The organism is Marinobacter salinus, assembly GCF_001854125.1.
Classification (GTDB): Bacteria; Pseudomonadota; Gammaproteobacteria; order Pseudomonadales; family Oleiphilaceae; genus Marinobacter; species Marinobacter salinus.
The window spans coordinates 1908062-1934179 of the sequence record NZ_CP017715.1; the positions used below are offsets into that span (position 1 = coordinate 1908062).

Sequence of the window (26118 nt, forward strand, 5' to 3'; positions counted from 1 at the left end):
TCGAAAGGTACAACAACCAGCAATCGGCTATAGATATCGTCCCGTATCGATATACTGTCTCTCAATAACGCCAGTATATTAGGCGCAATGGATTCATCTGAGGTATCAATGGAGAAAACATCAACCTTCCCGCTACGCTACACAACCTACGCTCTGAGCCTTGCAGGCTTCATTACCTCACTGGCAATCAGCCTGGCAGTGGGCGCTGGCTACATCTTCCCAACCCTGTTCGGGGCAGCTTCCGCACTGGGAACCTATGACCTTCTGCAACGCAGACACACGGTCAGCCGGAACTATCCCATTATTGCCAACTTCCGCTATCTCTTTGAATCTATTGGCCCTGAAATCCGTCAGTACTTTATTCAGTCGGACACTGAAGAGCGCCCGTTTTCGCGAGAACAGCGGACAATTGTGTATCAGCGCGCTAAAAATGTTCTCGATAAGCGTCCATTTGGATCACAACTGGGTATGTACGAGGAAGGTTTCGAGTGGATGAATCATTCGCTGACGCCTACCAAGGTCACTGACAGCGACTTCAGGATTCTGATTGGCAGGCATTGCGCAAAGCCCTACAGTGCGAGTGTGTTTAACATTTCAGCGATGAGCTTCGGTTCACTCTCTGCAAACGCAATTCTGAGCCTTAACACCGGTGCCAGAATGGGGGGCTTTTACCATGATACGGGGGAAGGTTCGATTTCCCGCTATCACCGGCAACCGGGGGGAGATCTCGTTTGGGAGATCGGTTCCGGGTACTTTGGCTGCCGTCATAAAGATGGCTCCTTCAATGAGAAAATGTTTCGGGAAAACGCCACTCTTGACCAGGTAAAAATGATAGAGGTCAAACTATCTCAAGGCGCAAAACCCGGACACGGTGGAATTCTGCCAGGCGCCAAAGTCACTCCTGAAATCGCAGAGGCCCGGGGGGTTTCTATCGGTGAGGACTGTGTATCGCCCGCCACCCATTCAGCCTTTTCGACACCCATAGAATTATTAGAGTTCATCGATCATCTGCGGGAACTTTCCGGGGGCAAACCCGTTGGCTTCAAGCTTGCAATCGGCCACCCCTGGGAATGGTTTGCCATCGTCAAGGCCATGCTGGAAACAGGCCGTAAACCAGACTTCATTGTGGTTGATGGCGGTGAAGGAGGTACCGGTGCAGCGCCTCTGGAGTTCATCAATCGCCTCGGCATGCCAATGACCGAAGCCTTATTGTTGGTTCATAACACGTTGGTAGGCACCAACCTCCGTGAGGACATCGCAATCGGCGCTGCCGGGAAGGTCACCTCTGCCTTTAACATTGCCCGGACACTGGCCCTTGGCGCCGACTGGTGTAACGCAGCCAGGGGCTACATGTTCTCACTGGGTTGCATCCAGGCACTCAACTGCCACACTGGCCGCTGCCCGAGCGGAATAGCAACGCAGGACCCCCGCCGGGGGGAGAAGCTTGATGTGGAGATCAAGAGCAAACGAGTACATAACTTCCATAAGAACACTCTTGATGCACTCCAGAACCTTTTGCAGGCCTCCGGCCTTCGCCACCCCTCAGAACTGGGGCCGGAACACGTGGTACGCCGGGTGTCTAAAACCGAGGTGCATTCTTATATGGACCTGTTCCCGTTTCTTGAGCCCGGCGCCCTGCTTGAGGGAGAAACCGGACATACAATATTCGACAGATACTGGTATAAAGCCACCTCAGAAAGCTTCGACGCCCCTGAATTTATCCTCAAACTCAGGGAGACCAAACTCCGTTAAACAAGCTGGCGCAAAATTAACAAATCCTGTTTATTTTTCCGATAGGCTGGTGTAGACTTCGCTCCCGCTAAGCCACTGAGTTAACTCTCAAGTTTCTCACAGGCAGACAGCGAATCGGGGCGTAGCGCAGCTTGGTAGCGCACTTGCATGGGGTGCAAGGGGTCGTAGGTTCAAATCCTACCGTCCCGACCAGATTCCGACAATGAGCCCGGGCCGAAAGGTCCGGGCTTTTTGTTTCTCTGAAACAGCATTATTCGCCCGATCAAGCCAAAGCCAGTTCCCGAGACAATCCCGTATACATGTGCATCTGAAACAACGCGATGCTCGGTCAGATCGATCAGGGTTAACGGTCCAAAGAAACTGTCCAGAAAAGCTTTCAGCAAGACAAGAAAAAACAGGAAAGTAAGGGGTGATTTCAGATTTTGTATCCTCATCACCAATCCGATCGCCAGCATTCCGTATAACAAACCAGACAACCCGACATACCAATCAACCTCCGGGGACCAGATCCTCAGCCCCATCGTGATTGAAACGGACAACAGGACGATCAGCAATAACCATTGGTCCATGTTGAATGCCTTGCCAACAAGCAGCCAAAGCAACCACAGTCCCAGCAGGTTGAGCAGAAAATGTGGCCAGTCAAGATGAACGAAATGGGCCGACACCAGACGCCACACTTCACCACTCTGGGCGAAGTCATGCTGGTACTGTAGAAAGGACGAGGTTTCCGGGAGGAAGACGGCAACAATGAACGCTATTGCGCTCATTGTTGCCGGGATACGGAAATCGTACCCGGGATCACAAGACACTATGTCACCAGGCACTATGAATACGACGATTTCGGCTGCGGTACATTAAGCCCGCAGACAGCGCCACCAACAGCAGCAGGAACAGGTCAAAACGCCCACCGCCTCCACCGCCACTGCTGCCGGTGGTACTGACAGCCTCACCCTGAACGCCGCCCGGGTCCTTTATGCTTTGATTTGAGAGGCCGTCTGCATCGTTGGGGCCTCCATCTTCAATCAACAGCATCACACACCAGTCGCCCTGCGTCAGACCGGGTTTGTATTCGGCTGTTTTCGGCGGCGGACAGAAGCCCTCTGCCCCAGGTGCTGAATAGACGGCATTTCTGTCGTTTTCAACGAACGCATTCCAGGCCATCGTGTCAGCCGAGTATTTTCTGTAGACAGCACGCTTAGGTATGACTGCGAGCTGAGGCAGAACGACATAAGCCGAATCCGACGGCTGCGCCAGACCACTCACCGTGAAATCGAAAATTCCACCGGGGAATTTCTCAGAGGCTTCCCCCTCTTTCAGGGGAGGCAATGAAAAGGCCAGCGCGATGTCCTCAACGTTTACCATGGCGCCATTCTTTTTTGATGTAAGTGCCGTATACCCCAGCGAGAGTTTCAGACCTGGCTCAGTTTCAATCAGATACTCATCGCCCATGGCCGCCATGGCACGAATAAGGTTCTCCGGTTCCAGGTTATCGAGGTAATCCGGGATGCCGTCACCGTCAGTATCAACGTAACCCTCAATATCGTCAGCAATACCGTCACCGTCCGAATCCAGTGACGTCAACAACGGTGCTTCGTTCAATACGGCAATCACAACATCGGTCCGGTTTATTGCCAGTGAGGCGTCGCTGACGCTCACAGCAACCCTGTAGAAGCCCGGTGACAGGTTGTTCGGGTCAAACACAAACTGGCTGTCAGAGCTGTTGCCATCCATCTCCAACAACTGACTGTCACTGAAAGACCAGTCGTAGCTGTGACTGTCGCCGGGATCAGGATCGTGGACCAGAGCATTTACCGTCACCACACCTCCACTGGCAACGATCAGCCTTGTCTGGCCCTGCCCCTGCTCAGCAACCAGCTCAACCGTTGGCGCAATATTTTCATCGCTTATCCGTGCTGTATAGACGCGTTTCTCCCCGAGCACCACATTACCTGAAGCCCCCATGGTGACCACGATCGTTTCAAGCGTCTCGCCAGCGTCACCGTCGTCGATAATCTGAAAATTCACACTGCCCCGGAGCCCGTTCTGGATAAGAATTTCTCCACTCGCAAGCGTATGGTCAACTCCGCCTCCGACCGCAGTGCCAGCAACCGTAAAAGGAATCGAAACGGGATAGATCGCGGCCGGGCCGTTAAGCTCGGCAACCAGATCCACGTTACTGCCTTCAGCCACAACAGCGTCGGTATGGAAGTTGACGATGGGCTTCACGATCACAAGCTGGGTCGCCGTTGCCACATTTCCCGATTTGTCACTGGCTCTCCATTCCACAAAATGGGCACCCGGGGCTAATTGTGGCCGGGAATCGTTAGTTGCCTTCAGGGCTCCATCAAGTGCATCAAAGGCTGTTGCCTCACCAAAATCAACCTTGGTGAAGAGCCCGGTGGCGGGAACCTCAATATCATTGGGCGGAATAAGAAGCGGCGGCTCGTCATCTGCGTTGAGATCTCTGCCTGCAAGATACTCATCCAGGTTATTTACCCCGTCGCCGTCAGCATCAAGAAGCGCGTCGGACGGATCGAAAGGATTCAGCCCCGCTGCCACCTCTGCTACGTCGGAAATGCCATCGCCGTCGGTATCCTGACTGTTGGGATCGGGGCCATTAATGATGTCGACACCTCTCAAGGCGAGGTTCAACTCCACTGAGGTACCCCTGTCGTCCACTACAACCTCCGTGGCGGCCGATCGCGAAGTCCCCATCTGGTAACGCACCGTCAACACATCACCCTTGCGAAGGAACCCGTCGCGGCGTTGATCAATCGCATCCAGCGGCACTGAAAGTACGTATCGGTTCTGCGCAGCGGGGTCTTCACCCATGGTGTAGCTGTCTATTACCCGGCCCTGATATTCAAGCACCAGCGACACATTGGAATCGGAAGCCGTCACTGGCGCACCGTCCACGGTCACCGTGCCATAAAGAAGGTTATCGGGTTCGGGAATCGCCGCCATAGCGGATTGAGCAACCAACATCAGGGGGGCCAAACCTAACGATACAGCCCTGAAAACGTTTGTATTTTTCATGCTGGTCACCTTAATTCCCTGAGTAGCCGTAGGTCTGGAAGTGCAACTTGATGTCTGCAATGCCGTTACCATCACGTGTGCCTTCCGGTGTCAGCCGTCCGTGGATCAGACGATCCAGACCTTCCTCGGGCAGGTAATTGAGCGTGCCCCCGGGGATAACCAACATCCAGTCCGTGTTCCAGACGGAGCGGCCCACCAGGCGGGTATCACTCGCAGTTTGAGAAGGATCGTATTCACCACTGTCGTGATAGGCACGGTAGCTTGAGGATCTGCGGATATCCGCATAGGTGCCGCTGAGGGAGTCATTGATCGGAATCCATTCCGGATTGGTCAGATCCGTGGCGCCTATCGGGAAAGGTTCCGGCAATCGTTGATCCACAACCCGCCATTCCCGGGTTGCAAGCGTGTCGCCGGTGGGTGAGCGCATGATGTCCATACCCACTGGCAGGAGGTAGACACGAGGCGTGTTCGACAGGCCCGTATCATTGTAGCCCTCGAACCAGGTTCCTACGGCCCGCACTTTGGTTGCAAAATTCGTCGGATCATAGGCACTGTCACCAGCCCCCAGTTCACGACCAAAGAAGTTGAGCCCGAAATTCACCGTCGTCGGGAAGCGGATAACGAGGCCCGGCTGGGGTCCTGCGCTCTCAGGTGCAAAAGGCCTCGCATAGCGACGGAACTCGGGAATATCCCATAGATTCTCGACCCGGCTTTCCTCAAGTTTCTGACGCCACTCCTGATTGGTAAGCCTGGCCAGATCGTCGCTGCTCGGATCTTTGGGATCAAGCCGTTTGCGAAATAATTCATAACGAAGCGAGAACCGGTTGGTTTCCACCTGGGGATTATTGAAACCCAACTGGCCCCGGTAGATATCGAAGTTCTGGGTCAGGCGGGCCAACACATCCGCGAGGCCCGGCGTGCCTGCAATCGGCACACCATCGATAACCTGACCAAGCCCCCGCTGTCTTACGATATCCGCCAGGAACTTGCGGCCTGAGCCGGCATCGTCACCCAGTAGATTGGTTTCGTAATCGTAAGCGGTTGCGGCCAGATAGACGTAGCGAGCAGCAAGGTCAAACTGAGCGCGATATTTCTGCAGCGCATCGTTACGGAAAATCCGGAAGGTAAGATCGCTGTAGCGGTTTGCCTGAACATCGCCGGCGGTGAATACCCGGAATGAGCGGCGTTCTTCCAGCAGACGTTGGCCCTCGGCGAGCACCTCGTAATAGCTGTTAAAGCTCTGATTCACTACTTCAGCCTGAGTGAACAATTCAAGCCGCAGTAAAGCTTCCTCCCGCCATAGCTGCTCTAACTCCTTGATTCTCTCTATCAACGCAACATTGGTAGTGTCCGCGGCAAGGGCAACATCTGTCTGCAACCCAACAGCATCTTTAGCCAATTCGAGATTAAATTCGGCAACCTCAGCCACTGCCGCCGCTGCATTGAAGGGTGTCGTAGCAACCAGCCCCATGCCAATCAAAGCACCTCTCACGCCGCTGAGAGCATCAGTTGAAAGGCCAACCACTCGGGGTATACCCTCCTTGCCGGCCTCAGCAGCATCGGATATTGCTTGGGAAGCGGTGCTAGCTGTCAGATTGGCAGTTCTTGCCACCACCAAACCTGCATCAAAACCAGTGACTTTATCCCGCTGGTTCTCCAGGATTTCGATCTCTTTCAGGTTAAGGTTATATTCGGCCTGGACCAACTCTGCGGCGTCCGTTATTTCCAAAAGCAGGTTTTCATGCTCTTTTGCAGCGCGTTGCAGCTGGGACTGAGCTTGAAGCAGATCAGAAATCGCATTCTGTATACTTCCCGGGGCTCTTCTTTTGCCCCAGACTCCTGGAGCAACAAACTGCCAGTCCGCTCCCTGCGCTACCGGATACGCAACTTCGAGCGTATCCTCAAGGCTACCAAAAGCGCCACTCACGACATCTTCGGGGAAGACAAACCCGTCACTGCCACCAAATGTGATCTGAGAATAAAACCCCGTAAACGACCCGTCGGGGGGCGGAAGATCGCCGGTCAGCTCCGTACTCACATACATGTAATGGTAAAGATCCGGGCCTGTATAACCTGATGGATAGGTTTTCCCGCCCCCAATGTCACCGGCGTACGGATAACCGAAAATCTCAATCAACCGGTTCCGGTAATCCCGCTCCTGCTGGATTACCGAATTATTCAGCTCGTCTGCATCGTCCTGCACCGAACGTACAGATTGCGTCTGCTGGTTGGCAAAGTTGAATACCTGAACCGCATTATCCAGAGCCACCTGTGCCCTCTGCGCAATCTGGTCAAAATGGCTTTCACCCTGAATGCCGGAGCCCACTTCCAGGAAATTCGGATCTATATCAAACGGCACCACCCCTTTAGCCAGGCCCAACGGGTTCAGCCCCGCATCGGCCTGGTCAAGTTGAGCCTGAACCGCTCCGTATTGATCTACGATCTGGGAAAGCTCCACAACCGTGGTGCGGTCCACCTTTTCGATGCCCTGATTGAGCTCATCCACCGCCGGGAGAATCGCATTGGCGGTCAGCCAGTCAAAATACGCACCCTGCCCTGCACGACGACCCCAGCCATCCAGTCCCCAGGCCCGGTCACTCTTGTCTGCGGTATCCTTATAGCCTTGCCATTGCCCAGCGGGCGCTTCCACATACTTCTCGCGGTAGGTGAGGTTAATGATCTCTGTGCCTGCTTTCGCCTTGGCTGCGGCAGCCTGGGCAAACTTCCGCTCGTCCAGATAGTCCACCTCAATCGGTACACCCGCCACCAGGACAGACTCGGCTCTGGGTTTCCAGGTAAAGTTTGGTTCCTGCAGCAGGATATAGCGGCTCTTTACCGAACTGAGGTAGTGACCCCAGGCATCGCCATGCCCCTGGGGATACATAGCCCGAGCGTCGGTCTCCGTGATGAAACCGTCCTTGTTCTGATCAGTTATCCGGTAATTCTGCACGTAGGCCACTTCGCCATTACCCTGGGTAAAGTTCCAGAACAGGCGGTTATTCACCGGGTAGCCGGAAACGCCAGCGCGACTGTCATCCCGCCCCCGCAACAGCACCAGTTCCTCTTCCAGAGGCGATTGAAGCTGATTCTTGAATGCAAAGAGCGAGGAAGCGACGCTGCCCAGCTCACTGTCAGCTTCAAGGCCGATGGTCGGATCCTGGGCATCAGCATAGGCTTCGTTACCAAGCAGCATGTACAGATCCGCGATTCGGGTCGCCACATTGAGCAGCTGGGTATTTGCGGCAATGTCGTTGAACCCGGCATTGATACTGAGATCCTTGCCACGTTCGAGCACCGTCTGGTATGCCTCGATGATTCCTACACCATTGACCACATCCGGGTCGGGGTTAAAGGGAATAGGCCCGGCATAGGGTTCGCCAGCTTGCGCGATCATACTTGTCAGCGTGTTCACTTCCGCCTCACGGAAGTCACTGACCCGCTGATCAAACGGATTCAGGCCGGCAATTACCCGCTTGATCCATCCTGTGGCAAGCATGCCTTTCGCCAGGATGGCGGGGTCAGAAGACGGAGCTGCAGGGTCATAACTTGGATCCCCGGCCCAAGCGCTTGGGGTCACATCGTTGCCGTATTCGGTGCCACCCAGGTTGGTATAACGGGTGATAAACCAGTTATCACTCAGGGTCAGAAGGCCCGGGCCTTCAATGGTAATGTCCAGAGCACCAGGGCCCGAATCCGGATGGATGATCCAGGGCGAGGCAGGATCGCCAGGTACTGGCGGAGAATCAGGCTGCCCGTTAGTATCCGGCTGGTAGTACCATTCAAAATCAACCAGGTCTGGATCCCCGGCGAAATCACCACTGTGCCGAAGGGTAAGAGCCTCCTCAAAGATATTATCGGAGGGCACCACCCAGATATTGCCCTGATAGACTCCATTGCTGTTGTCCATCCGCAGGACCTGCAGGCTCACCGGCAGTGAGCCCAGGCTTGGGTCGTTATTGAAGGCAACCGTTACGTAGCCTTCACCCGTCGGGCGTCCTGCGGTCAGCGCCATGGGCGTGCCTAGCAGGGCTTGTGGCTCAGGCTTTGTTTTATCTTCCACCCTTACTACAAAGTGCGTTGGCGGCAGGGTAAACGCAGGGTCATCGAGGCGATCATCCCGTCTGTTGTTGTTGGCATCCGAGAAATTGTCTGCGATTCCGTCTCCGTCTTCGTCAATGCCTTCACCCAGGTACAGAGGCTGAACACCCACTAAATAGGCTTCGTCCGCAGCTTCCTGGGGATCGCCATCCAGGTTAAGCCCGTTCGGATTGCGAGAGAGGTGATATAGCTGATTAATGGCATCAGAGAAAGCCTGATCCGCGCCTGGCAGGGCAAGAATCCGGTCCCTCTCGTTTCCAGTCATGATATTGGGCAAAAGCTGTGGATCACCAATCTGGCTTTCATCAAGCCAGCCATTAAAGCTTAGAATCTTGTTGATTGGGTCGTAGCTGAGTCTCGAACGTATGACAAAAGGAAGATCGCTAAAATAGGTGATCCCTCCCTGCGAAGTCGTAGCAAGTTGACCACTTAATGTCTCCAGATCAACCGACCGTGCACTGATTGGATCCATCAGCTTTACGAGCGAGTCCGACGGCCCCGCATTTGACGTTTCCAGTGTTTCGTCGTAGATAATCTGGGCCGCGGCCTGGCCATTAATCTGAGGAAGATTGCATTTTTCTGCTGACGGGCTGGAGCAAGGTGCTTCTTTGGACGAGAACAGGGTTTCGCCCGGCGCCAGGACAGGTACCGAATCGGGCCAGTTGAACTGATAGCTCACGTCGATCGGTCTGCGAGGCTGAGTACCGCCAAAGAAACCCGTGGTCCAGGGTACACAGCTGCCCGGCTCCTGGTCTGCCTCACCGTTACCATCCAGATCGTAGAAGAAACCCGGCCGCAGAGGATAAAAATATTGAGCCGTAACCTGGCCCGCGGAGCGAGCCCAGAAATTGCCCGCGTGATCCTCCCATCCTGCGCTCGCCGGGTCGGTTATAATGCTTTCATCACATGTCCCCAAGGCTCTCAACTCAGTCGGCAAGGGCATCAGGTTGCCTGCTGTTACTTCATAAGGAGCAGTATTCTCTGGCCAAACTACGTAACGCTCGTATGCCCATTGCCCCGTGTTTAAATCCTGATACTTCAGCAATACAAGTGGCGGTGAGGCATAGGTGGAATTGTTATCTTCAATAATCTGATTCAGGTCATCGTGCAACGCAAATATCCGGTCAGTTGTCAGATAGGCATGCTCTTCGTTGGCATTGAAACCTGGCAAATCAGGATCAGGTTGGTTGTAGATGACTGGATTACTGTAATTTGTAGGTAGCGGGCCGGATCCCAGTTGATTACCAACAATGATGGGGCCAAAGTTTCCATGATCATAATTACAGCTGTACTTTACAGGTGAATCCCCCCAGTACTGACCGAGCGGGTTCTCTCCGAACCAGACAACGGCCATGGAGTTATCCAACTGGTTACTGAAATTGACGGGGAAGATTGGACCGACCCCGGTTTCACGATTATGCAAGCTCGCGTCGTACCGGGCCTTCTGGAAAACAATGTGCCCATTTCTCGTCGGTGCGTCATGCAGAGCGCTGGTCAGTTGGACGCCAAGCGAGCAGGCACTGCTTGCCTGCAACACATCAGGACTATCCCATCCCTTGGTATAGACAACCTGGAAGATTGGCACCTGGGATTCGAGGTTAACCACTTCATCCGGCGTGTTGGTCTTTACATACTGCAAAACAACATACGGCGGCTGCGAGCCAACCGGCTTCTCTCGACGGAATACACCGTCAGAAACCGCTCCGTCGCTGCCGGGAGGATAAGCAACTCGGGCGAAACGAAGCGACTTGGACGGGTCGTTGACTTCATGCACTGGCTCAAGTACTGAACCCGTACCTGCAATATGGGTTTGAATCAACTCTTCCGGGGGCAATACAGGCTGAATGAGAATACTTGTTGTATTCTTTTCTGGGTTTGCTGGATCCAGCTCCGTTGAGGTTCGCCACTGAACGGTGAGGAGCCCTGGAGCTTCGCCAATGATATAGAGGGTAGAATCCGCCTGACTCCAGAACGTATAGTCACCGGCATCAGTAGCCAGCTCGCCATTGATAAAGATGCTTGGTGCTTCAACCAGTGCACCATCCGGAGGTGCAACACCTTGCCCGATAGTGATATCGGAGGGAATAAACCATTCACCCGTTGCCGTGTCTAATGGTGCTTCAAATACGTCTGGGGTGGCGCGTCCAACTGAGGTTAAATTGTTCGAATCAAAGCTAAGTGTGCCGCTGCCGTTAACAGTGACATATAGCCCCGTCCCCGAGGGAGTCAACGCCGTGTGAACGGAACGAAGGACGCTTACGGTATTGCCGCTGGTTGGTAGTGCCTTTGCCCACTGCCAGGTCTGATCGGCAGCGAGCTTGGCAACAAACGCTGCCGGAAAGTTCCGGTCCTCAGAAACCGGCAGTGGATCCAGGCCTCCCAAGGTTATGCTCCCCTGATAGCCAGCAGAGAGATAGATATTTCTGTCACTGTCGATCTCAAGCCTTGGGGTGTCACGAGTAAAAAATGAAAGCGCCGTACCAAGCACCGGGCTTGCCTGCGACAAGAGGCTGCCATTACCACCCGAATACCGCCCGACCCCAACGCCTGTCCCTGGGACATATGCGTCTGTTCCGTCGGTGACAACATCGGGACCAATGGAAGCATCGTCATCCGCAACCCGATTTGCCCATTGGCATGATGGGGTGTAGCCAATAGAGGCATCACCACTAATCCGGACTTTCGCCAGGAAGGGTTCAATATCACCAAATGCGCCGGGCGCATCATTACTGAATGCCTGTCCGCAGAGGGATGCAAGTTGACCGTAACCTGTCATCAACAAAAAAACGTCACGTGTTTTCGCGACTTCGTTAAAGTCCGTAGCCGCTATGCTCGTCCCAAATACCTGCTGAGAATAGTAAGGAGTCTCAGAAAGAGACACTCCAACGGCCGCCAGTGACACGCTCCAGACTTCCTGGCCATCGGACATTGAAATTCGGGAAACTTGTGTATTCATGGCGTCTGCGGAGGTATTGCTGGCAAACACATAGAGACCGGTGTTGTCCTCGGGGACCGACAACCTGACAGCAATCTGGGCGTAGGCTTTTACCCATACCGTGTTACCGAATCCGTCAAGCTTGGCGACAAAGCCTTGACCATTTGAAAGCGAAGTGCCGGCCCAGTTAGTATCAGAGCCAATCCATCCAGAAATATAGATATTGTCTTCACTATCGGTGACAACATCCCAAGCATCTATAATGACTTCCGGAACAGACTTCGCCCACACGAGATTACCCGAACCCGAACGCTTGACCACAAACCCGTAGGGTAGCTCGCCACTGAGCAGAACAACGGGCGACTCACTATCAAACCGAGGCACGAGCATATCCTCGCCATAATAACGCCCCCATGCGATTGAATTACCGCTCGTGTCTGTCGTTGTTGCAGCGAGTAATTCTGTGCCGGTACCACCATAGCGAATCGGCCAGTCTGCCAACGCCTCGCTTAAAGGCACCAAAGCCATTAACATCAACGCAACATATCTAAGTAAGTTGCTTCTCAGATCACGATTCTGGCTCTTATTGCTCATGACCTGATCCCTCACTGGTTCAATGTGTCAATTTGCGCAGCATGGCGAAGCGTGAAACTCCCCGCCGCAACAATCTGTTCTTTATGCAGCCCGGAGATAACCTCCCGGTAACTACCTTGTTTTAAATCATAATTTGCACCCAAGCCTGCACCGACTGGCGCGAAGCTGAACTCCATGCGACGAGTCACCTCATAACCATCACCCCCGTGATCGGCGTGGTAGAAATGACGAAACGGATTAGTGGGGGCATCGGCACCAAGTACGATGTCAGCCGTCAAAACACCGTCCAGGCCACCAGCCATCGCCAGCGTGTCCCCCGAAAAGTCGTAAGCCATGGTGCTCATACGCCGGCCAACAAGCTCGCCATCACGCAGTACCATTCCCCGGAAAGTGGGAATCAGACTGTCATCGGTCAGAAGCACATAACGGCCATCGTCGGCCTGCATCTGGATCACGTCCTTGAGCAATCGGACCTGCCCACCTTCCCGGTGCATGATGACCCGAAAGGAAAAGTCGGCGGCAACGGCGCCCAGATCACTGGATTGGGATATGGGGAAGCCTTGTGCGTCGGTGCAAAGATCACTACCAGAGCCGGGGTTGCTGCCAATAGTGACTGCTTCGGCTTCAACATCGACGGTACCATCGCCGTCCGCATCAATTTCAACGGGTAATGCCGGCTCTGTGGTGCATGTCCTCAGGTAATTATGCACCTGGGAGACCTGGTTGATGGTCACTGTGCCTACCCACAATGAATTGAGCTGCGGGGCTGAAGCGGTAACCGGAACCAGCCACCGGGCGCCGGAAGTACTCTTTATTTCCAGCGTTTGCCCAAAATTGTCTGGCTCGAAATCTGCCCGACGAATCCCGAGTGGCAGACGACTCTCTCCCGCTGCGCTTACCGGAATCGCCAGTCCGTTGCCGAGCGGCAACCAGGATTGTTCCGAAACGGGGTCGGGGTTGGCGTAGAACATACCCGGGGATCCGCCAACAAGCTGCAAGGTGGTGGTATGCGCCACATCCAGCCGGTTTTGCAGCTTTAAGGTCAGTTCCTGCAAAACCGTCCCGTATTCCAAGCGATCAATCTGTGGCAAATCCACGTCCATGGGGCCAAGATAGTCGCTCCCGCTTTCGCTAAAGACCCAGTAGGCTGCATCGGGATCAATTGCCGTGCTGGAAGGAGTCACTTGCTGCCACTGGTCGCCCACCAAACGATAAATAGCCTGGCCTGCATGGGCGGCTGAACCTGCGAAAAAATCCGAAAAAACCGGTGAATTATTCGGATCAACATGAAAACCGGTGAGATTGAACTCCCCCGGCTGCCAACTAATTCGGGGCACCGCAGGGCGACCAGTTATTGAAAGCGTGGCTTCGGAGCCGCCCTCCAACTTCACCAGATAAGCACGATTGGCCTGAATCGCATACAGATTGCTCATGAACGCCTGCGGAGCAGCGGCAGGAAAATAACGCAGCCACCCGGGAGCGCTGAGCATGTTTTCTGCATCAGGGTCCTGAATAAAATCGACTTTGGCGCGCTGGGCAAGCCAGGTCCAGACACTGCTGATCTGTGCGCCGCTTCCGTCAACAAAATCCGCGAACACCTGCCCGGTGGCGTCATCCGTCGGAGACACCTTCACATGGATCGCATTCCACCCGGGCGTCAGCCGGATAGTCTGAGTACAGTTGAGCCCTCCACTGCAGACTACCTCGGCCAAGGTAACGCCCGGCAATGATGACAAGGCGAGTGTCAGAGTTAACGCCAATGGCTGAATGAATTTTTTAATAATCATGTTGATGTCCCCGGGGCCCGGATTCTTGTTTGGTTTTGCATACTCAGAATTGTTCATTGCGGGAGCCCCGGAGGTTTCACTGAAGCCACCGCTTCGTCCCGGGTTACAACCAGTTTTGCTAACGCTGGTTCGTTGATAATGGTGGGTTTCACTTGCTGGACCGTAGACTGAAGCCAGCTGGTCTCCTGCCCCATCCGCTTTTTCTGCATTAATTGCACTCGAATGTTGCTGGCAACCGCATTCAACGGTGTGACGATTTCATTGCGGGCATCCAGAAGCTTCAGGAGGTATAGCGCATGGCTACCATGAACAAGTGGCGCCATATCGCCCGGGCTCTCCAATTCCGAAAGTGCAGACAAGAGCGCGGGATCAAGGTTCTGGCCTCTGGCGCTGTGCCACCCGATATCGCCGCCCACGTAACGGGACCGCTGATCATGGGAGTATTGCGCGGCCAGTGAACCAAACCCTCTGACGGCATCAGGCTGACTCATAGCGAGTTTATGGACGTGACCTGCCAGCTCCGTCACTCGTTCAGCCTCTTCAGCGGGGGTGTTTGCAGCAAGGTCAAACCGGATAATCGCAACGCGCTTCTGAGCTGGGTTGGTGTACCGGACAATGTTGGCCTCGTAATACCCTTCGATGTCTTCCTCGCTGACCTCTATTCTGTCGAGCGCGGGATTCAGTTGACGAGCTCTCAGGCGCGCGATGAGAGCGTTTTCAAGAGCCCGGACGACTTCCGGGTCCTGTTCGAGCCCCAGTTCTATGGCCGTTGCAATCTGAGCTTTCCGCTCGATCATTTCGTCCAGTAATTGCTGCTTGATTTCCAGCGAATTGGAAGCCGAATTCCTTTGCGCCATGTACGCCTTCAGCTGGTCTTCGGTGATCGTTGCGGTTCCGATACGGGCAACCACATTGTCAGCAAGCCGGATGTCAGAGGCCTGTTTGAAGGCATAGAAAGCGCCCCCAGCCAGGGCAATGGTGAGTAACGAGGAATAGATGAGAATGCGTTGTTTTGGCATGCATGCCTTCCATGGAGTGGCAAGTCGAGGCGAGGAGCCAGGAATACCTTTTCACTTTAATAACGACCTTAATAAAAATGATGACAAGCCCGTAATAGTCCGTTTGGGTGGTTTTTGCATTTAAAGGCATGTCTATAATGAAAGGGTGGCCGGGATGGCCGAATTAAGCGGGTGACGGCAATGGAAATTTTGGTTTCAGATGATCACGAGCTGATTCGGGACGGTATCACCATCCTGTTGAGCAAGCTTTGCAGTGGCGCGACCATTCTGGAAGCCACAACCGGTGATGAGGCCATTGCAATTGCGACGAGCCATCCCGGGCTGGACCTCGCAGTTATTGACCTCTCTTTGCCGGGGATAAGCGGTCTTCCGATGGTCACCCGGCTGTGCCAGCTCCAGCCAGAAACACCCATTCTGGTTCTCTCCGCATCTGCTGATCGCGCTCTTGTGCTAAAGACCATCGAGTGCGGTGCATCAGGCTTTGTGTACAAATCGCTGGGGACGACCGTGCTGGAAGAAGCACTCAGAATGGTATTGGCCGGAGGGGTATTCATGCCGCCTCTCACAGGAAGCGAAGAAGGTAACTTGCCTAATGTTACGCCCAGGCAGCGCCAGATCCTTGAGTTACTGGCGCAGGGGAAATCGAACAAGGAAATTGCAAACAAGCTTCACATTTCATCCAATACCATCAAGAATCATCTTGCAAAACTTTACGAGCAGTTCAGTGTTTCCAATCGTACCCAGGCCGTGATGAAGGCACAGGAACTGACCTCCAACCCGTTGCTTTGAGTAAAACCAATTGATTCACAGTTGCACGGATACCTTCAGAAGGTACCTTGGATCCTGGGCGCTCTCACCACGAACATCCGGCTCGTAGCGATTCGTCAGGTTCTGGACAATTCCCTCGATCAGCCAACCTCGCCCCACCTGTCTTGCCAACCGAACATCCAGCCGATGAGTCTGCTGAATTATGGGTGCTACGCCGAGGTTGGCATCGCCATTCCAGGACATATCATCGAGAAAATAATAGGCCATGCTGGCTTCCATCCGACGCCCCAGTTTCTGGGCAAGAAGCAGGCTTAAAGTAGCGTCCGGCACGTGGTTCTCACGACTGACAAGCCCGGTCTCAAGGACATCGTATTGGTCTTCGCTCCGCAGAAAAGCAAACTGGAAGCTTAACTGGCCTCCACGCCAGGGTTCTGTCTTAACTTGCCCCTCAACACCCCAGGTATCGACACCGACCCGACCGTCGTACCAAACCTCGACTCCGTCAGTCAGGTAGCCCGGAAACGTCGAGGTTCGATCAGTTCTGCTTCGAAATTGGTTGTCCAGGCGCTCGTAAAAGAGTCTTAGATCAACAAAAAGGGCATCATTAAACAGTTGTCCAATGTAGCCCAAATCAATCACATCCAACTCTTCGGGCTCCAGCCCGCCACGGGAAAAAGTTATCTGGGTGAGAACGCCCCCATCATCAAAATACAAAGCGTTGTTATAGTATTCCTCAAAGAGTGTTGGCTTGCGCTCGGAATGGCTATAGGCCAGCCGGAACGTGTGATTCAGCAGCGGTGAGAAGTTGAGACCCATGCGATAGGAAACACCGGTGTCGTACAAATCACCCTTCTCCAACACGCCTCCCACATTAGCTATCCAGCGCTCGGACAACGGGAGGCTTACCTGGGCAAAAGCCCGGTAACTGTTGTCACGCTTCCATTCGTCGGTACCGAAAGTGTCATAGCTCTGCATGCTTTCCTGTCGCCCCCCCGCGCCAACGACCCACTTGACGGACCCTGGCTGGTAATCACGGTATTGCACCTCGACATCATGCCGTTTCTCCTGGAAGGTATACACGCCAGCCTGGATTTCCTGGTCCGTGCGCCCGTCGAACAGCGAAGGTATTGTTTCCGGGGGCACATTGAGTATCTCGGATAGCAGGCCGAGGCTTTTCCGGTCATCCTGTTCTGAGTAGCGCCGGTAAACCTGCACATAAAAGTCGCGGTCCGTGTCGAGGTTACGAGTCCAACGTAGCCGCTGGCGATCTCCCCTTATATCGCGGGACGTGCCAGGCAGTATCAACGGGACATCCGAGCTGTTGCCAAGCTCACCATCGGTAGCCGAGAGGGCGATATCCAGCTCGTCGCTGTTACCCAAACCGACCTCACCACGAAAACTCAGGGTGCTGAGCGCTTTGCCATCCGATCTGCCGCGATTACCGTCCGTCTCCTCGAACCTGCCCGTTAACCGATAATGAACTTGCCCGCCGCCTGCCCCATACCTCGCTGTCGCTGCGTGACTTTCCCGTGATCCTGCGTACCCCCCCAGAAAAAGACCAGGCGTGCCTATCGGCTTTCTCGTGATGATATTAATTGTCGACGTGAATGCGTTGTAGCCATAGGTTGGTGCTCCACCCCCTCTGATTACCTCGATACGTTCAATATCTTCAAGGGCAACACCGAGAGTTTGCCAGTCTACGGTCAGATAGGAACTGTATACGGATGCTCCATCGATCATTACCTCAAGGCCACGCTGCAGGACGTCGGATTGCCCGTGGTAGGCCACAAGGTAGGGGGAATTTATGGTCGAACCCGACACCTGGAAACCAGGCACGAGTCGCAGCAAATCTGCAACCTCGGTGGCTCCGGATGCCCGGATCATATCCCGATCGATTACGGTCATTGATGCGCCGGACTGGTTGACCGGTTCCATCATTCTTGAAACCGTAATGCCCACGGGTATGTCCGTGAAAAAGTGCGTTTCCCGGGCAGATTCCAACACCGATTCCGCCTTCAGACCCGATGTCATCACGAGGCCCGTGATTGCAGCTATAGCAGACAACAAACCGGGCCTGCCCAGCACACGCACGCTGGTCGACGTACTCTTATTCATCCACTTCCTCACCGGTCTGTCTACTGGGGTCGGCAAGCAGCGCCAGGAGGTGCTCCACTTCCCTCGTAAACTGCTGGCTGATCTCACTCTTTAATGTTCTCCGACAGGCGTCCACTGAATGCTCAAGCGCATCAAGCCGAAAATATCCAGCGACACCCTGGATCTGGTGAAGCAAGTCGCCAACATCCCTGTGGGCCTGGTTGCTTATGGCAGAATGCAGCGCATCACCCAAACGCCCCAACTCTCTCTCCAACTTTGGCCGCAGCCGGTCCGGAATCGTAGGCGCCTGAGTTATGGGCTCGCTGGTAATGCCCGAGCCCACCATCCCGAGCATGTTGGAGATTGTCTTGGCCAGCAATTCAGAATTGATGGGTTTGTAAACGAGCTGAACCCGTGGAAACTGCTCCCCAAGACAGTCTTTCGCGCCGAACACATCAGCAGTAACGATCACGACTGGAACTGAACTGATGTCCGGGTCATCCAAAGCCCGTAACTTTTTTAATGCGGAAAAGCCGTCCAGGTTTGGCATGTGTAAATCGAGCAGTACCAAATCAACCCCATGTTCGACGGCACGGGCTACAGCCTCCTCGCCGTCTCGTGCCAGAACAACTTTTGCTCCCCAGTCAAGCAGCCAGGATTCAACTAGCCGACGATTAAATTCATTGTCCTCGGCCACGAGAATGGTGCAGCCCTGCAGGAATACCTCGGTAGAGTCCTCGTGAACGGCCAACCTGGTTGCGCGTGTACCGGCATCCAGCAATTCTGCGAGCCGCTTCACGACGCTTTCCGTACGAGCGGGCTTGACCAGGACTTGGACCTTACCCTCGATATTGGTCAATAAATCGATTTCAGAGTGGCGGCTCGTGGCCATTAAAAGGATTGGCCCCGTAAAACACCGTCTTACCGCTTTGATATTCTCTCGATTGCTTTCCGCCATGTCGCTCCGGGGCGAGAGCCCAACAATAACAACATCGATCGCGGTGTTTCCGGGAAGGTCGTTAGCGAGTATTCGGCTGGCAACCGCGACACTTTGAGCGGTATATACAGTGATGCCCTGCATAACCAGCATGTTTCTCATGCTGTGGCGGGCCATAGGGTGAGGCTCAAAGATCAGAACGTTCAATTTCAATAACGGCGCATCAACAGGCAGTTCGGTTTTTACCTGGGTGTTGATCGGCAACTTGAACGAAAACTCCGAGCCTTTACCAGGCTCGCTATCCACCGCAACGGATCCCCCCATTAGAGCGGTGATATGTTGGCAGATGGACAACCCGAGACCCACTCCACCGAAGTTGCGGGTTGAGGTAGAATCATTCTGTTCAAAGGCTTTAAACAGGTTACTGATTTCATCATCCGGTATTCCAATGCCAGTATCGGATACGCTGATTTTCAGCGACTTGTGGTCACCATCTACAGATGCCCGTAACAGCACATGCCCCTCTTCCGTGAACTTGATGGCATTCGCTAACAGATTAGCAAGCACCTGCTCTATCCGAAGCTCGTCCCCCCGGATGTATTCCGGCACATCGCTGTCGATCAGAGCAACCAGTTCCAGGCCCTTTTGCTGCGCTTCTGTACTGAAAATCGTAGCGATGTTTTCCAGACACAAGCGAATATCGAATATAGACTCATGCAGCCTTATTGCGCCGGATTCAGCCTTTGAAAACCCGAGAATGCCGTCGATCAGGTGTATCAAAAGCTTGGCTGCACGAGACATCATTTCGACATACTCTTTGGTTTCCGAGGCTGAGCCTGGCCTCAAAATGCGTTGGCTGAAACCGTAAATGGCATTGACCGGTGTTCTGATCTCATGGCTCATGTTGGCCAGGAAATTGGCTTTGACCTTTTCCGCCTCATTGGCCTTAGTGCGGGCCACATCCAGCTCCCTGTTTCTTTGTTCGAGCTCGCTCACTTTTCGCTGGAGCGAGGAGGTAGCCCAAGCGACTCGCTGATGCAACTCCCGCTGAGATGACTCTATGGTTTCAGCCATGCTGTTCACGTTGGAGGCCAAACGAACGATCTCGCCTCTGCCCCTCGGATGCGCGCGTGCAGACATATCGCCATGCGCCAGGCTATCAATGGTTTCCGTAACAGCATTGATGGGCCTCAGAAACCGGCTCGACAGATAAAACGACACCAGCAGGCTGAAAACGACACCCAAGAGAATGACCCAGATACTCCGAACAATGACCTGCTCAGTAGCAAAATCCACCTCGGCGGTATCCACTCCAAGTATTATCCAGCCAAGCATGTTATTGGCAGGCAGGCTGGCTTGTGTGCTCTGTGTGTATAAATCGTTGGAAATCTCGAATACATTGCCGCCAATTTCACGAACATAGAACATATCGCTCACGGCGACTCTTTTTTCCTGAAGACTCTGTTCTCTATGACGAAGTACTGATGCTGTTTTGCCTGCACTCCGCCAGCGATCAATGTAATTCGGCACTGCTTCCTTTGGTAACTCGCTTCCTCCCTGTGCGATTACATGGCGCTCCAGGTCCACGATGGCTACAGATTCCACCCATCGAGACATCACCGCAGCCTCAACCAGTTTCGTCAACATTTCCCGATCTCCTGAAAACAGGTAGTACTCGGTAACCTGTGACAGGTTGTCAACAATCAGGCGAGCCTGACTTTCAATAGACTCCTCTTTATCCTGAATTCCAAAACTACCCACCAATACACCGAAAATTGAGGCGACCAGTATCAGGGGAAGCAAACCGCCAATAATTATCTGCGCCCGTATACTCGACAGGTTCGGCAAGGGGATCTTCATTGCTTCTCCAGTCTGGCGGGCTGGTTCGCCGGTAGATTATCGATTCTGATCCCGAGCGAATTGGCAACAGAGGGGTTTACCCTGTAACTGTAATATTCGGGGTAATAAACCTGCGCTTTTTCCTGGCCCGGATCCCCGGCCTGATTCCGGGAATCCTGTGTTAGATGTTCTCCGACCTGGCAGCCCAGCTCCTCCGCAGTTGAGTAGATAGCTGCCACAGCCCCAGCTTTTACATAGCCCTCTGAATAGCCAAACACGGGAACCCGCTTCTGGTAGGCGGAATAAAAGAGAAATCTGATTACGCTTGAGGGCGTGAGTACCGGGTCATAAATGAGAAACAGGCCATCGCTGTTGTCGAAAAGGTCTGCAGAGACTTGCGGCACCTCTTCGCCCGATTTCACCGTTACAACCTGCATGGCGAAACCGAGACGTTTTGCTTCATGGACAAGTTCTTCTTTGAGGTAAGCACTGCCTGGGCCCAAAACAACGCTCAGGCTGTCAGCCTCTGGCAAAAGGGTCCGGATTAAAGATAAGCGCCTATTGAGAGGTTGATCAAGAAGAAATGCCGACCTGACACCCGGGCTCTGGCTCGCGGACTCAAGCAACCGACGGATGGAAATTTCCGGAGTTAGCGCACTGGTGAATTGCCTGCCATGAGGGTGGTTGTGCATGAATTCTGCCGCCTCTGCACCAACCGCTACGATACGCTGCGTACCAAAGGGTTCCGGTTCCGCCTGGATCTGGCTGATGGTCTTTACTTTATAGAACGCGCCCTGATCACCTTTGGTTCCAATACATGCCGAAAACCCACCAACGAAGTTGGAATAGACAGCGCTCTCTTCAGGGATAACGAGTAACACAGGTGGCTGCTCGTTTCTGTTCTCCGGAACAGCTGATGCGCTCCCTGAGAACAATACAAGGAGAACAATGACAGCACGCGCATACCGTTGCAGATTGAAGTGGGCTCTCGGCTGACTGCGATCTGTAGGTGCAGGAAAACGTGCAGTCATCTTGAGCGCATCCAGGCGTCCCCGATCATTTGCCAACAGCTCAACCCTGACGGCATTGATGCTGCATTTCCATTGTTTTTTACTGCCATTTAACCACCGGCACAACCACCCAAACGGACCATAAGGCGACTTTAATTTTGCCCTCAGGCCATTGGCGGGAAAGTTATTCGACCACGGGACAGTCTGAGTTTTCCACGACGCTCCAGCTCTTTCAGCAACCGACTGATCACTTCTCTGGCAGTGCCAAGCTCAACAGCCAGCTCTTGATGAGTAATTGCAATGGATCCTTGCCCGGCCCGCGCTTCAAGCCAGCGCTCAAGGCGCTCGTCCATTCGCCGAAACGCCACCTCCTCCACCAGCAGCATCAAGTCATCCAGACGGTGGCCGTAGGACGCCATAATGCCCAGCCGGAAACTCGCAGACTGAGCCATCAGACGATCGAATAACCCCCTGGGCAACATAGCCGCCTCAGCGCTGTCCTCGACAACCGCTTCCGCCCGATAACCGTGACCGGTCATCAAGCAGCCGATCGAAAGGGTGCAAATGTCATCGGAGCCCATGCGATATAGCACAATGCTGTTGCCAGATACGCCAGTCATCTGAACCTTGACGGTACCGTTGAGTACAAGAGGCAGTCCCTGGCATGGATCCCCGGCCCGGAAAAGGATCTTTCCATGCTCAAAGCGCATGGTCGGTAACCCGCTCAGGGTCTCCGCGCGAAGATCCTCAGGCAGTGCGTCGAGAATACTGTGGTGCAACATCAACCTTCCCATAAGCAGGTAATAGAACAGGTATTGGCAATATCATGCCTTGTGTGACTTTATCACTGAACGAACCGGAGGGCAGGCGTTAGAATTGGTATTGTCGCCTCATGCCAATAAAGGAGAATGGATTATGAGCATCAATATGGGATCAACAGATCGAATCATCCGCGCCATCATCGGCATTGTGCTTCTTGCACTGGTGTTCGTCGGACCTCAGACACCTTGGGGCTGGATCGGCATCGTGCCACTGGCAACAGCATTGGTCGGAATCTGCCCAGCGTACTCTATACTGGGCATCAAAACCTGCAAGAAGCAGTAGGCTAGCAGGCACAAAAAAGCCGAAGTGGCTTCCGCCAATTCGGCTTTTTTTGTTCGTAAACCCGGCTATTTTACAGGCGCGTTCAGCACATCCAACACTTCTTCCAGCTCGGTAATCATCTGACGGATCAACTGCTTGTACTGGGATGTGTCGTCTTTAACCTCATGGCTACTCAGCTTCTGCTTGGCGCCACCGATAGTATAGCCCTGATCGTACAGTAGACTTCGAATCTGGCGGATGGTGATAACGTCTGCGCGCTGATAATAGCGGCGGTTGCCGCGACGCTTAACCGGCGACAACTGCGGAAACTCCTGTTCCCAGTATCGCAATACATGGGCCTTGACCGCACACAGGTCCGCCACTTCACCAATAGTGAAATAGCGTTTCCCCGGAATCGCGGGAAGTTCGTTGTTATGACTGGGTTCCAGCATACGCTTCTACTTTCTGTTTTAGTTTTTGTCCTGGGCGAAACGTAACAACACGCCGTGCACTGATCGGAATTTCTTCACCCGTTTTGGGGTTACGTCCTGGCCGCTGTTTCTTGTCACGCAGGTCGAAGTTACCAAACCCGGATAACTTCACCTGTTCGTTGTGGCTGAGCGCACCTCTGATCTCGTCGAAAAAGGCTTCTACCATTTCCTTGGCTTCGCGTTTGTTCAGGCCCAACTCCTCATACAACCGCTCTGCCATTTCCGCTTTCGTCAAAGCCGCCATGTCTCAACTCCTCAGTATTGCCCCCAGCTCTTCTTTTAATGCGTCAATCACGCCGTTGAAGAGCGAATGTACTTCATCTTCGTTCAACGTACGTTCAGAGTGCTGCCAGAAAAGGCTCAAGGCCAGGCTTCGGTTACCCTCCCCCAGGCTCTCTCCTTCGTACACATCAAACACACGCAACGCTGTCAACCGCTCACCCGCGTGCTTTCTGGCCACACGCTCGACATCGGCAAACGTAACCTCGCTTCCGATAATGATAGCCAAATCCCGGCGAACTTCCGGGAATTTTGAAATTTCTTTGAAATTAGGCACATATCCGGTAACGATTGAATTCAAGAATAGCTCAAACATCAGGATCGTGCCATTAAGTTCCAGATTTTTCTGAACTTGTGGATGCAATGTGCCCAGCCAGCCGACATGTTCACCATCCCGCAGCAGTTCCGCCGTCTGGCCCGGGTGTAAGGCCGGATGCTTGCTACCAACGAACTGAATTTCAACGCCAAGCAGGCTGAAAAGGCTTTCCAACTCCCCTTTTACATCAAAGAAATCGGCAGTTCTGCGACCGTTTACCCAGTTTTCCGGATATTGAGAGCCAACCACGACCCCAGACAGCATTTGCCGCTGATCAATTCGGTCACCTTCTCTTACGAACCGGAGGCCTGTCTCGAACAAACGAATGCGTGGCTGCTGGCGGTTCTGATTATAGGCTACCGTTTTCAGAAGCCCGCTCCACAGGCTCGTCCGCATCACCGAGAGGTCCGCCGAAATCGGATTGGCAAGGGCAATACCCTCGCGATCGGGATCAACCAGCCGTTGAACATCGGGATCCACGAAGCTGTAAGTAATAGCCTCCTGGTAACCATGATCAACAAAGAAATTGCGAATTGCAGCCACAGGACGAGTCGCTTCTTCCTGCAATCGCAAACCGAGCAATCCTGTAGGCTCGGTCACTGGCAGGTTGTTGTAACCATAAATCCGGCCAACTTCTTCTATCAGGTCTTCTTCTATGGAAATATCAGGACGGAAACTGGGAACACTGACCAGCCAGCCTCCCTTGAGCAGCTTATCAATATGGAGGCCCAGCCTGGTCAGAATCTCTTCGACCGTCGTTCGGTCGATTTCAAGACCGAGAACATCCGTCAAGCGCTGCGAACGAAGCGAAATAGTCTTGCTCTGTGGCAAATACTCCTCGCTGGCGACCTCAACAATTTCGCCGGGCTCACCTCCCACAATGTCCATTAACAGCTGAGTCGCGCGTTCCATTGCTTCGCGGGCCAATTGATAGTCCACGCCACGCTCAAAGCGATGGGAGGCATCGGTGTGAAGACCATAGTGCCGCGCTTTGCCCGCAAGCGTAATCGGGTCAAAGAAGGCCGATTCAAGCACAAGATCACGGGTTTTTTCGCTAACCCCGGAGTGCTCCCCACCCATGACGCCAGCAATCGCAATTGGCTTTGCATGATCCGCAATAATGAGGGTCTGGTTCGTCAGTTCGACTTCCTGGCCATCCAGCAAAACGAGCTTTTCACCAGCGCTCGCCATCCTGACCACAATTCCACCCTCAATCTCATGGCGATCAAAAGCATGCATGGGCTGCCCCAGCTCGAGCATGACATAGTTGGTTACATCAACGGCGGCATCAATGGACCGAATGCCGGAACGACGCAGCTTTTCCTGCATCCACAAGGGGGATTCTGCCTGCAAATTCACATTCCGCAGGATACGGCCCAGATACCGGGGACAACCCGCCGGAGCCTCAACCCGAATATCCGGCACTTCCGAGTGTACAGCCTCGGCTGCTGGAAACGCCGGGGCGGTCACCAACATACTGTTCAGAACACCGACTTCGCGGGCAATACCCTTGATCGAGAGGCAGTCGCTCCGATTCGGCGTCAAATCCACATCGATGGTGACATCATTGAGCTTCAGGTAATCAGCAACATCCTGACCAACAGGCGCATCGGCCGGAAGCTCCATCAGACCGTCATGATTATCGGACAGACCCAATTCCGATTCCGAGCAGAGCATGCCTTCCGAAGGCTGGCCACGGAGCTTAGCCTTTTTGATTTTAAAGTCGCCAGGCAAGACAGCGCCCACAACCGCAAACGGTACCTTGAGACCAGTGCGAACATTAGGCGCGCCGCAGACCACCTGAACGGTTTGATCGCCATCGCTGACCTGGCAAACCCTCAGTTTGTCAGCGTCCGGATGTGACTCAACGGATTTCACCTCTCCGACAACCACACCGCTGAATTGGCCGGCTACCGGCTCAAAGCCATCCACTTCCAGACCGGCCATGGTAATCTGGTCTATCAATTCCTGGGTTCCGATTGCCGGATTTACCCACTCGCGCAGCCACTGTTCACTGAATTTCATGATTCTTGCCTTGTCCTGATGCGGTTTCGCCTGTTGATTTGATCGCCGTATAACG

Annotated in this window: 15 protein-coding genes and 1 tRNA gene; 4 read left to right on the plus strand and 12 right to left on the minus strand. The window is 53.8% G+C overall.

The features are described from left to right. The first annotated feature begins 108 nt into the window (after positions 1 to 108). Both BKP64_RS08750 and BKP64_RS08755 read left to right on the plus strand, forming a co-directional pair. Positions 109 to 1752, plus strand: a complete 1644-nt coding sequence (locus BKP64_RS08750; protein ID WP_070968631.1) for an FMN-binding glutamate synthase family protein — start codon at positions 109 to 111, stop codon at positions 1750 to 1752. Positions 1753 to 1867: 115 nt separating this feature from the next. Further along, positions 1868 to 1944 (plus strand) — tRNA-Pro (locus tag BKP64_RS08755). Here the strand turns inward: BKP64_RS08755 and rrtA are convergent. Genes rrtA through BKP64_RS08775 form a run of 5 tightly spaced genes read right to left on the minus strand, consistent with a single transcriptional unit; the run spans position 1923 to position 15221 of the window. Continuing rightward, positions 1923 to 2519 carry a rhombosortase gene (gene rrtA / locus BKP64_RS19080; RefSeq protein WP_083329187.1) on the minus strand — a complete coding sequence of 199 codons (597 nt, stop codon included), beginning with the start codon at positions 2517 to 2519 and terminating at the stop codon, positions 1923 to 1925. The two genes, BKP64_RS08755 and rrtA, sit on opposite strands and share 22 nt — an antisense overlap. A gap of 46 nt (positions 2520 to 2565) precedes the next feature. Continuing rightward, entirely contained in the window at positions 2566 to 4788 is a 2223-nt protein-coding gene (locus BKP64_RS08760; RefSeq protein ID WP_157755411.1) for a choice-of-anchor U domain-containing protein, read from the minus strand. A gap of 10 nt (positions 4789 to 4798) precedes the next feature. Further along, positions 4799 to 12415 (minus strand): hypothetical protein, encoded by a 7617-nt coding sequence (locus BKP64_RS08765; RefSeq protein ID WP_157755412.1) that lies wholly within the window; start codon positions 12413 to 12415, stop codon positions 4799 to 4801. Positions 12416 to 12426: 11 nt separating this feature from the next. Beyond that, positions 12427 to 14202, minus strand: a complete 1776-nt coding sequence (locus BKP64_RS08770) for a hypothetical protein (protein ID WP_157755413.1) — start codon at positions 14200 to 14202, stop codon at positions 12427 to 12429. Positions 14203 to 14255: 53 nt separating this feature from the next. Beyond that, the gene (locus BKP64_RS08775; protein ID WP_070968642.1) at positions 14256 to 15221 is read right to left on the minus strand and encodes a peptidyl-prolyl cis-trans isomerase; all 966 of its coding nucleotides are present in this window, start codon (positions 15219 to 15221) and stop codon (positions 14256 to 14258) included. 180 nt (positions 15222 to 15401) lie between these two features. Between BKP64_RS08775 and BKP64_RS08780 the strand changes: the two genes are divergently transcribed. Then, entirely contained in the window at positions 15402 to 16010 is a 609-nt protein-coding gene (locus BKP64_RS08780) for a response regulator transcription factor (protein WP_070968644.1), read from the plus strand. A 15-nt stretch (positions 16011 to 16025) separates the two neighbouring features. On the opposite strand, the gene BKP64_RS08785 is transcribed toward BKP64_RS08780, so the two are convergent. From BKP64_RS08785 to BKP64_RS08800, 4 genes are all read right to left on the minus strand, one after another. After that, complete coding sequence (locus tag BKP64_RS08785; protein WP_070968647.1) at positions 16026 to 18104, minus strand: TonB-dependent receptor plug domain-containing protein; 2079 nt, start codon at positions 18102 to 18104, stop codon at positions 16026 to 16028. Continuing rightward, positions 18097 to 20880, minus strand: a complete 2784-nt coding sequence (locus BKP64_RS08790; RefSeq protein ID WP_070968649.1) for an ATP-binding protein — start codon at positions 20878 to 20880, stop codon at positions 18097 to 18099. Before BKP64_RS08790 ends, BKP64_RS08785 begins: the two co-directional genes overlap by 8 nt. After that, entirely contained in the window at positions 20877 to 21740 is an 864-nt protein-coding gene (locus BKP64_RS08795; protein ID WP_157755414.1) for an ABC transporter substrate-binding protein, read from the minus strand. Before BKP64_RS08795 ends, BKP64_RS08790 begins: the two co-directional genes overlap by 4 nt. Positions 21741 to 22033: 293 nt before the next feature. Further along, positions 22034 to 22651: a Crp/Fnr family transcriptional regulator gene (locus BKP64_RS08800; RefSeq protein WP_070968653.1), complete on the minus strand. Its 618-nt coding sequence runs from the start codon at positions 22649 to 22651 to the stop codon at positions 22034 to 22036. Positions 22652 to 22784: 133 nt separating this feature from the next. Between BKP64_RS08800 and BKP64_RS08805 the strand changes: the two genes are divergently transcribed. Beyond that, entirely contained in the window at positions 22785 to 22973 is a 189-nt protein-coding gene (locus BKP64_RS08805; RefSeq protein WP_070968656.1) for a YgaP family membrane protein, read from the plus strand. Positions 22974 to 23038: 65 nt separating this feature from the next. Here the strand turns inward: BKP64_RS08805 and BKP64_RS08810 are convergent, their stop codons facing one another. The 3 genes from BKP64_RS08810 to pheT are packed head-to-tail and all read right to left on the minus strand — an operon-like array spanning position 23039 to position 26063. Further along, a complete protein-coding gene (locus BKP64_RS08810) occupies positions 23039 to 23404 on the minus strand; it encodes a MerR family transcriptional regulator (RefSeq protein ID WP_070968659.1) in 366 nt (121 codons plus the stop codon). After that, positions 23385 to 23687, minus strand: coding sequence for an integration host factor subunit alpha (gene ihfA / locus BKP64_RS08815; RefSeq protein WP_007151838.1), 303 nt, complete (start codon positions 23685 to 23687; stop codon positions 23385 to 23387). Before ihfA ends, BKP64_RS08810 begins: the two co-directional genes overlap by 20 nt. A gap of 3 nt (positions 23688 to 23690) precedes the next feature. Continuing rightward, positions 23691 to 26063, minus strand: coding sequence for a phenylalanine--tRNA ligase subunit beta (gene pheT / locus BKP64_RS08820; RefSeq protein ID WP_070968662.1), 2373 nt, complete (start codon positions 26061 to 26063; stop codon positions 23691 to 23693). Positions 26064 to 26118: the final 55 nt, after the last annotated feature.

Coding starts and splice junctions, on each gene's coding strand:
- BKP64_RS08750 (WP_070968631.1), top strand. CDS start 109: ATGGAGAAAACATCAACCTTCCCGCTACGCTACACAACCTACGCTCTG.
- rrtA (WP_083329187.1), bottom strand. CDS start 2,519: ATGAGCGCAATAGCGTTCATTGTTGCCGTCTTCCTCCCGGAAACCTCG.
- BKP64_RS08760 (WP_157755411.1), bottom strand. CDS start 4,788: ATGAAAAATACAAACGTTTTCAGGGCTGTATCGTTAGGTTTGGCCCCC.
- BKP64_RS08765 (WP_157755412.1), bottom strand. CDS start 12,415: ATGAGCAATAAGAGCCAGAATCGTGATCTGAGAAGCAACTTACTTAGA.
- BKP64_RS08770 (WP_157755413.1), bottom strand. CDS start 14,202: ATGATTATTAAAAAATTCATTCAGCCATTGGCGTTAACTCTGACACTC.
- BKP64_RS08775 (WP_070968642.1), bottom strand. CDS start 15,221: ATGCCAAAACAACGCATTCTCATCTATTCCTCGTTACTCACCATTGCC.
- BKP64_RS08780 (WP_070968644.1), top strand. CDS start 15,402: ATGGAAATTTTGGTTTCAGATGATCACGAGCTGATTCGGGACGGTATC.
- BKP64_RS08785 (WP_070968647.1), bottom strand. CDS start 18,104: ATGAATAAGAGTACGTCGACCAGCGTGCGTGTGCTGGGCAGGCCCGGT.
- BKP64_RS08790 (WP_070968649.1), bottom strand. CDS start 20,880: ATGAAGATCCCCTTGCCGAACCTGTCGAGTATACGGGCGCAGATAATT.
- BKP64_RS08800 (WP_070968653.1), bottom strand. CDS start 22,651: ATGTTGCACCACAGTATTCTCGACGCACTGCCTGAGGATCTTCGCGCG.
- BKP64_RS08805 (WP_070968656.1), top strand. CDS start 22,785: ATGAGCATCAATATGGGATCAACAGATCGAATCATCCGCGCCATCATC.
- BKP64_RS08810 (WP_070968659.1), bottom strand. CDS start 23,404: ATGCTGGAACCCAGTCATAACAACGAACTTCCCGCGATTCCGGGGAAA.
- ihfA (WP_007151838.1), bottom strand. CDS start 23,687: ATGGCGGCTTTGACGAAAGCGGAAATGGCAGAGCGGTTGTATGAGGAG.
- pheT (WP_070968662.1), bottom strand. CDS start 26,063: ATGAAATTCAGTGAACAGTGGCTGCGCGAGTGGGTAAATCCGGCAATC.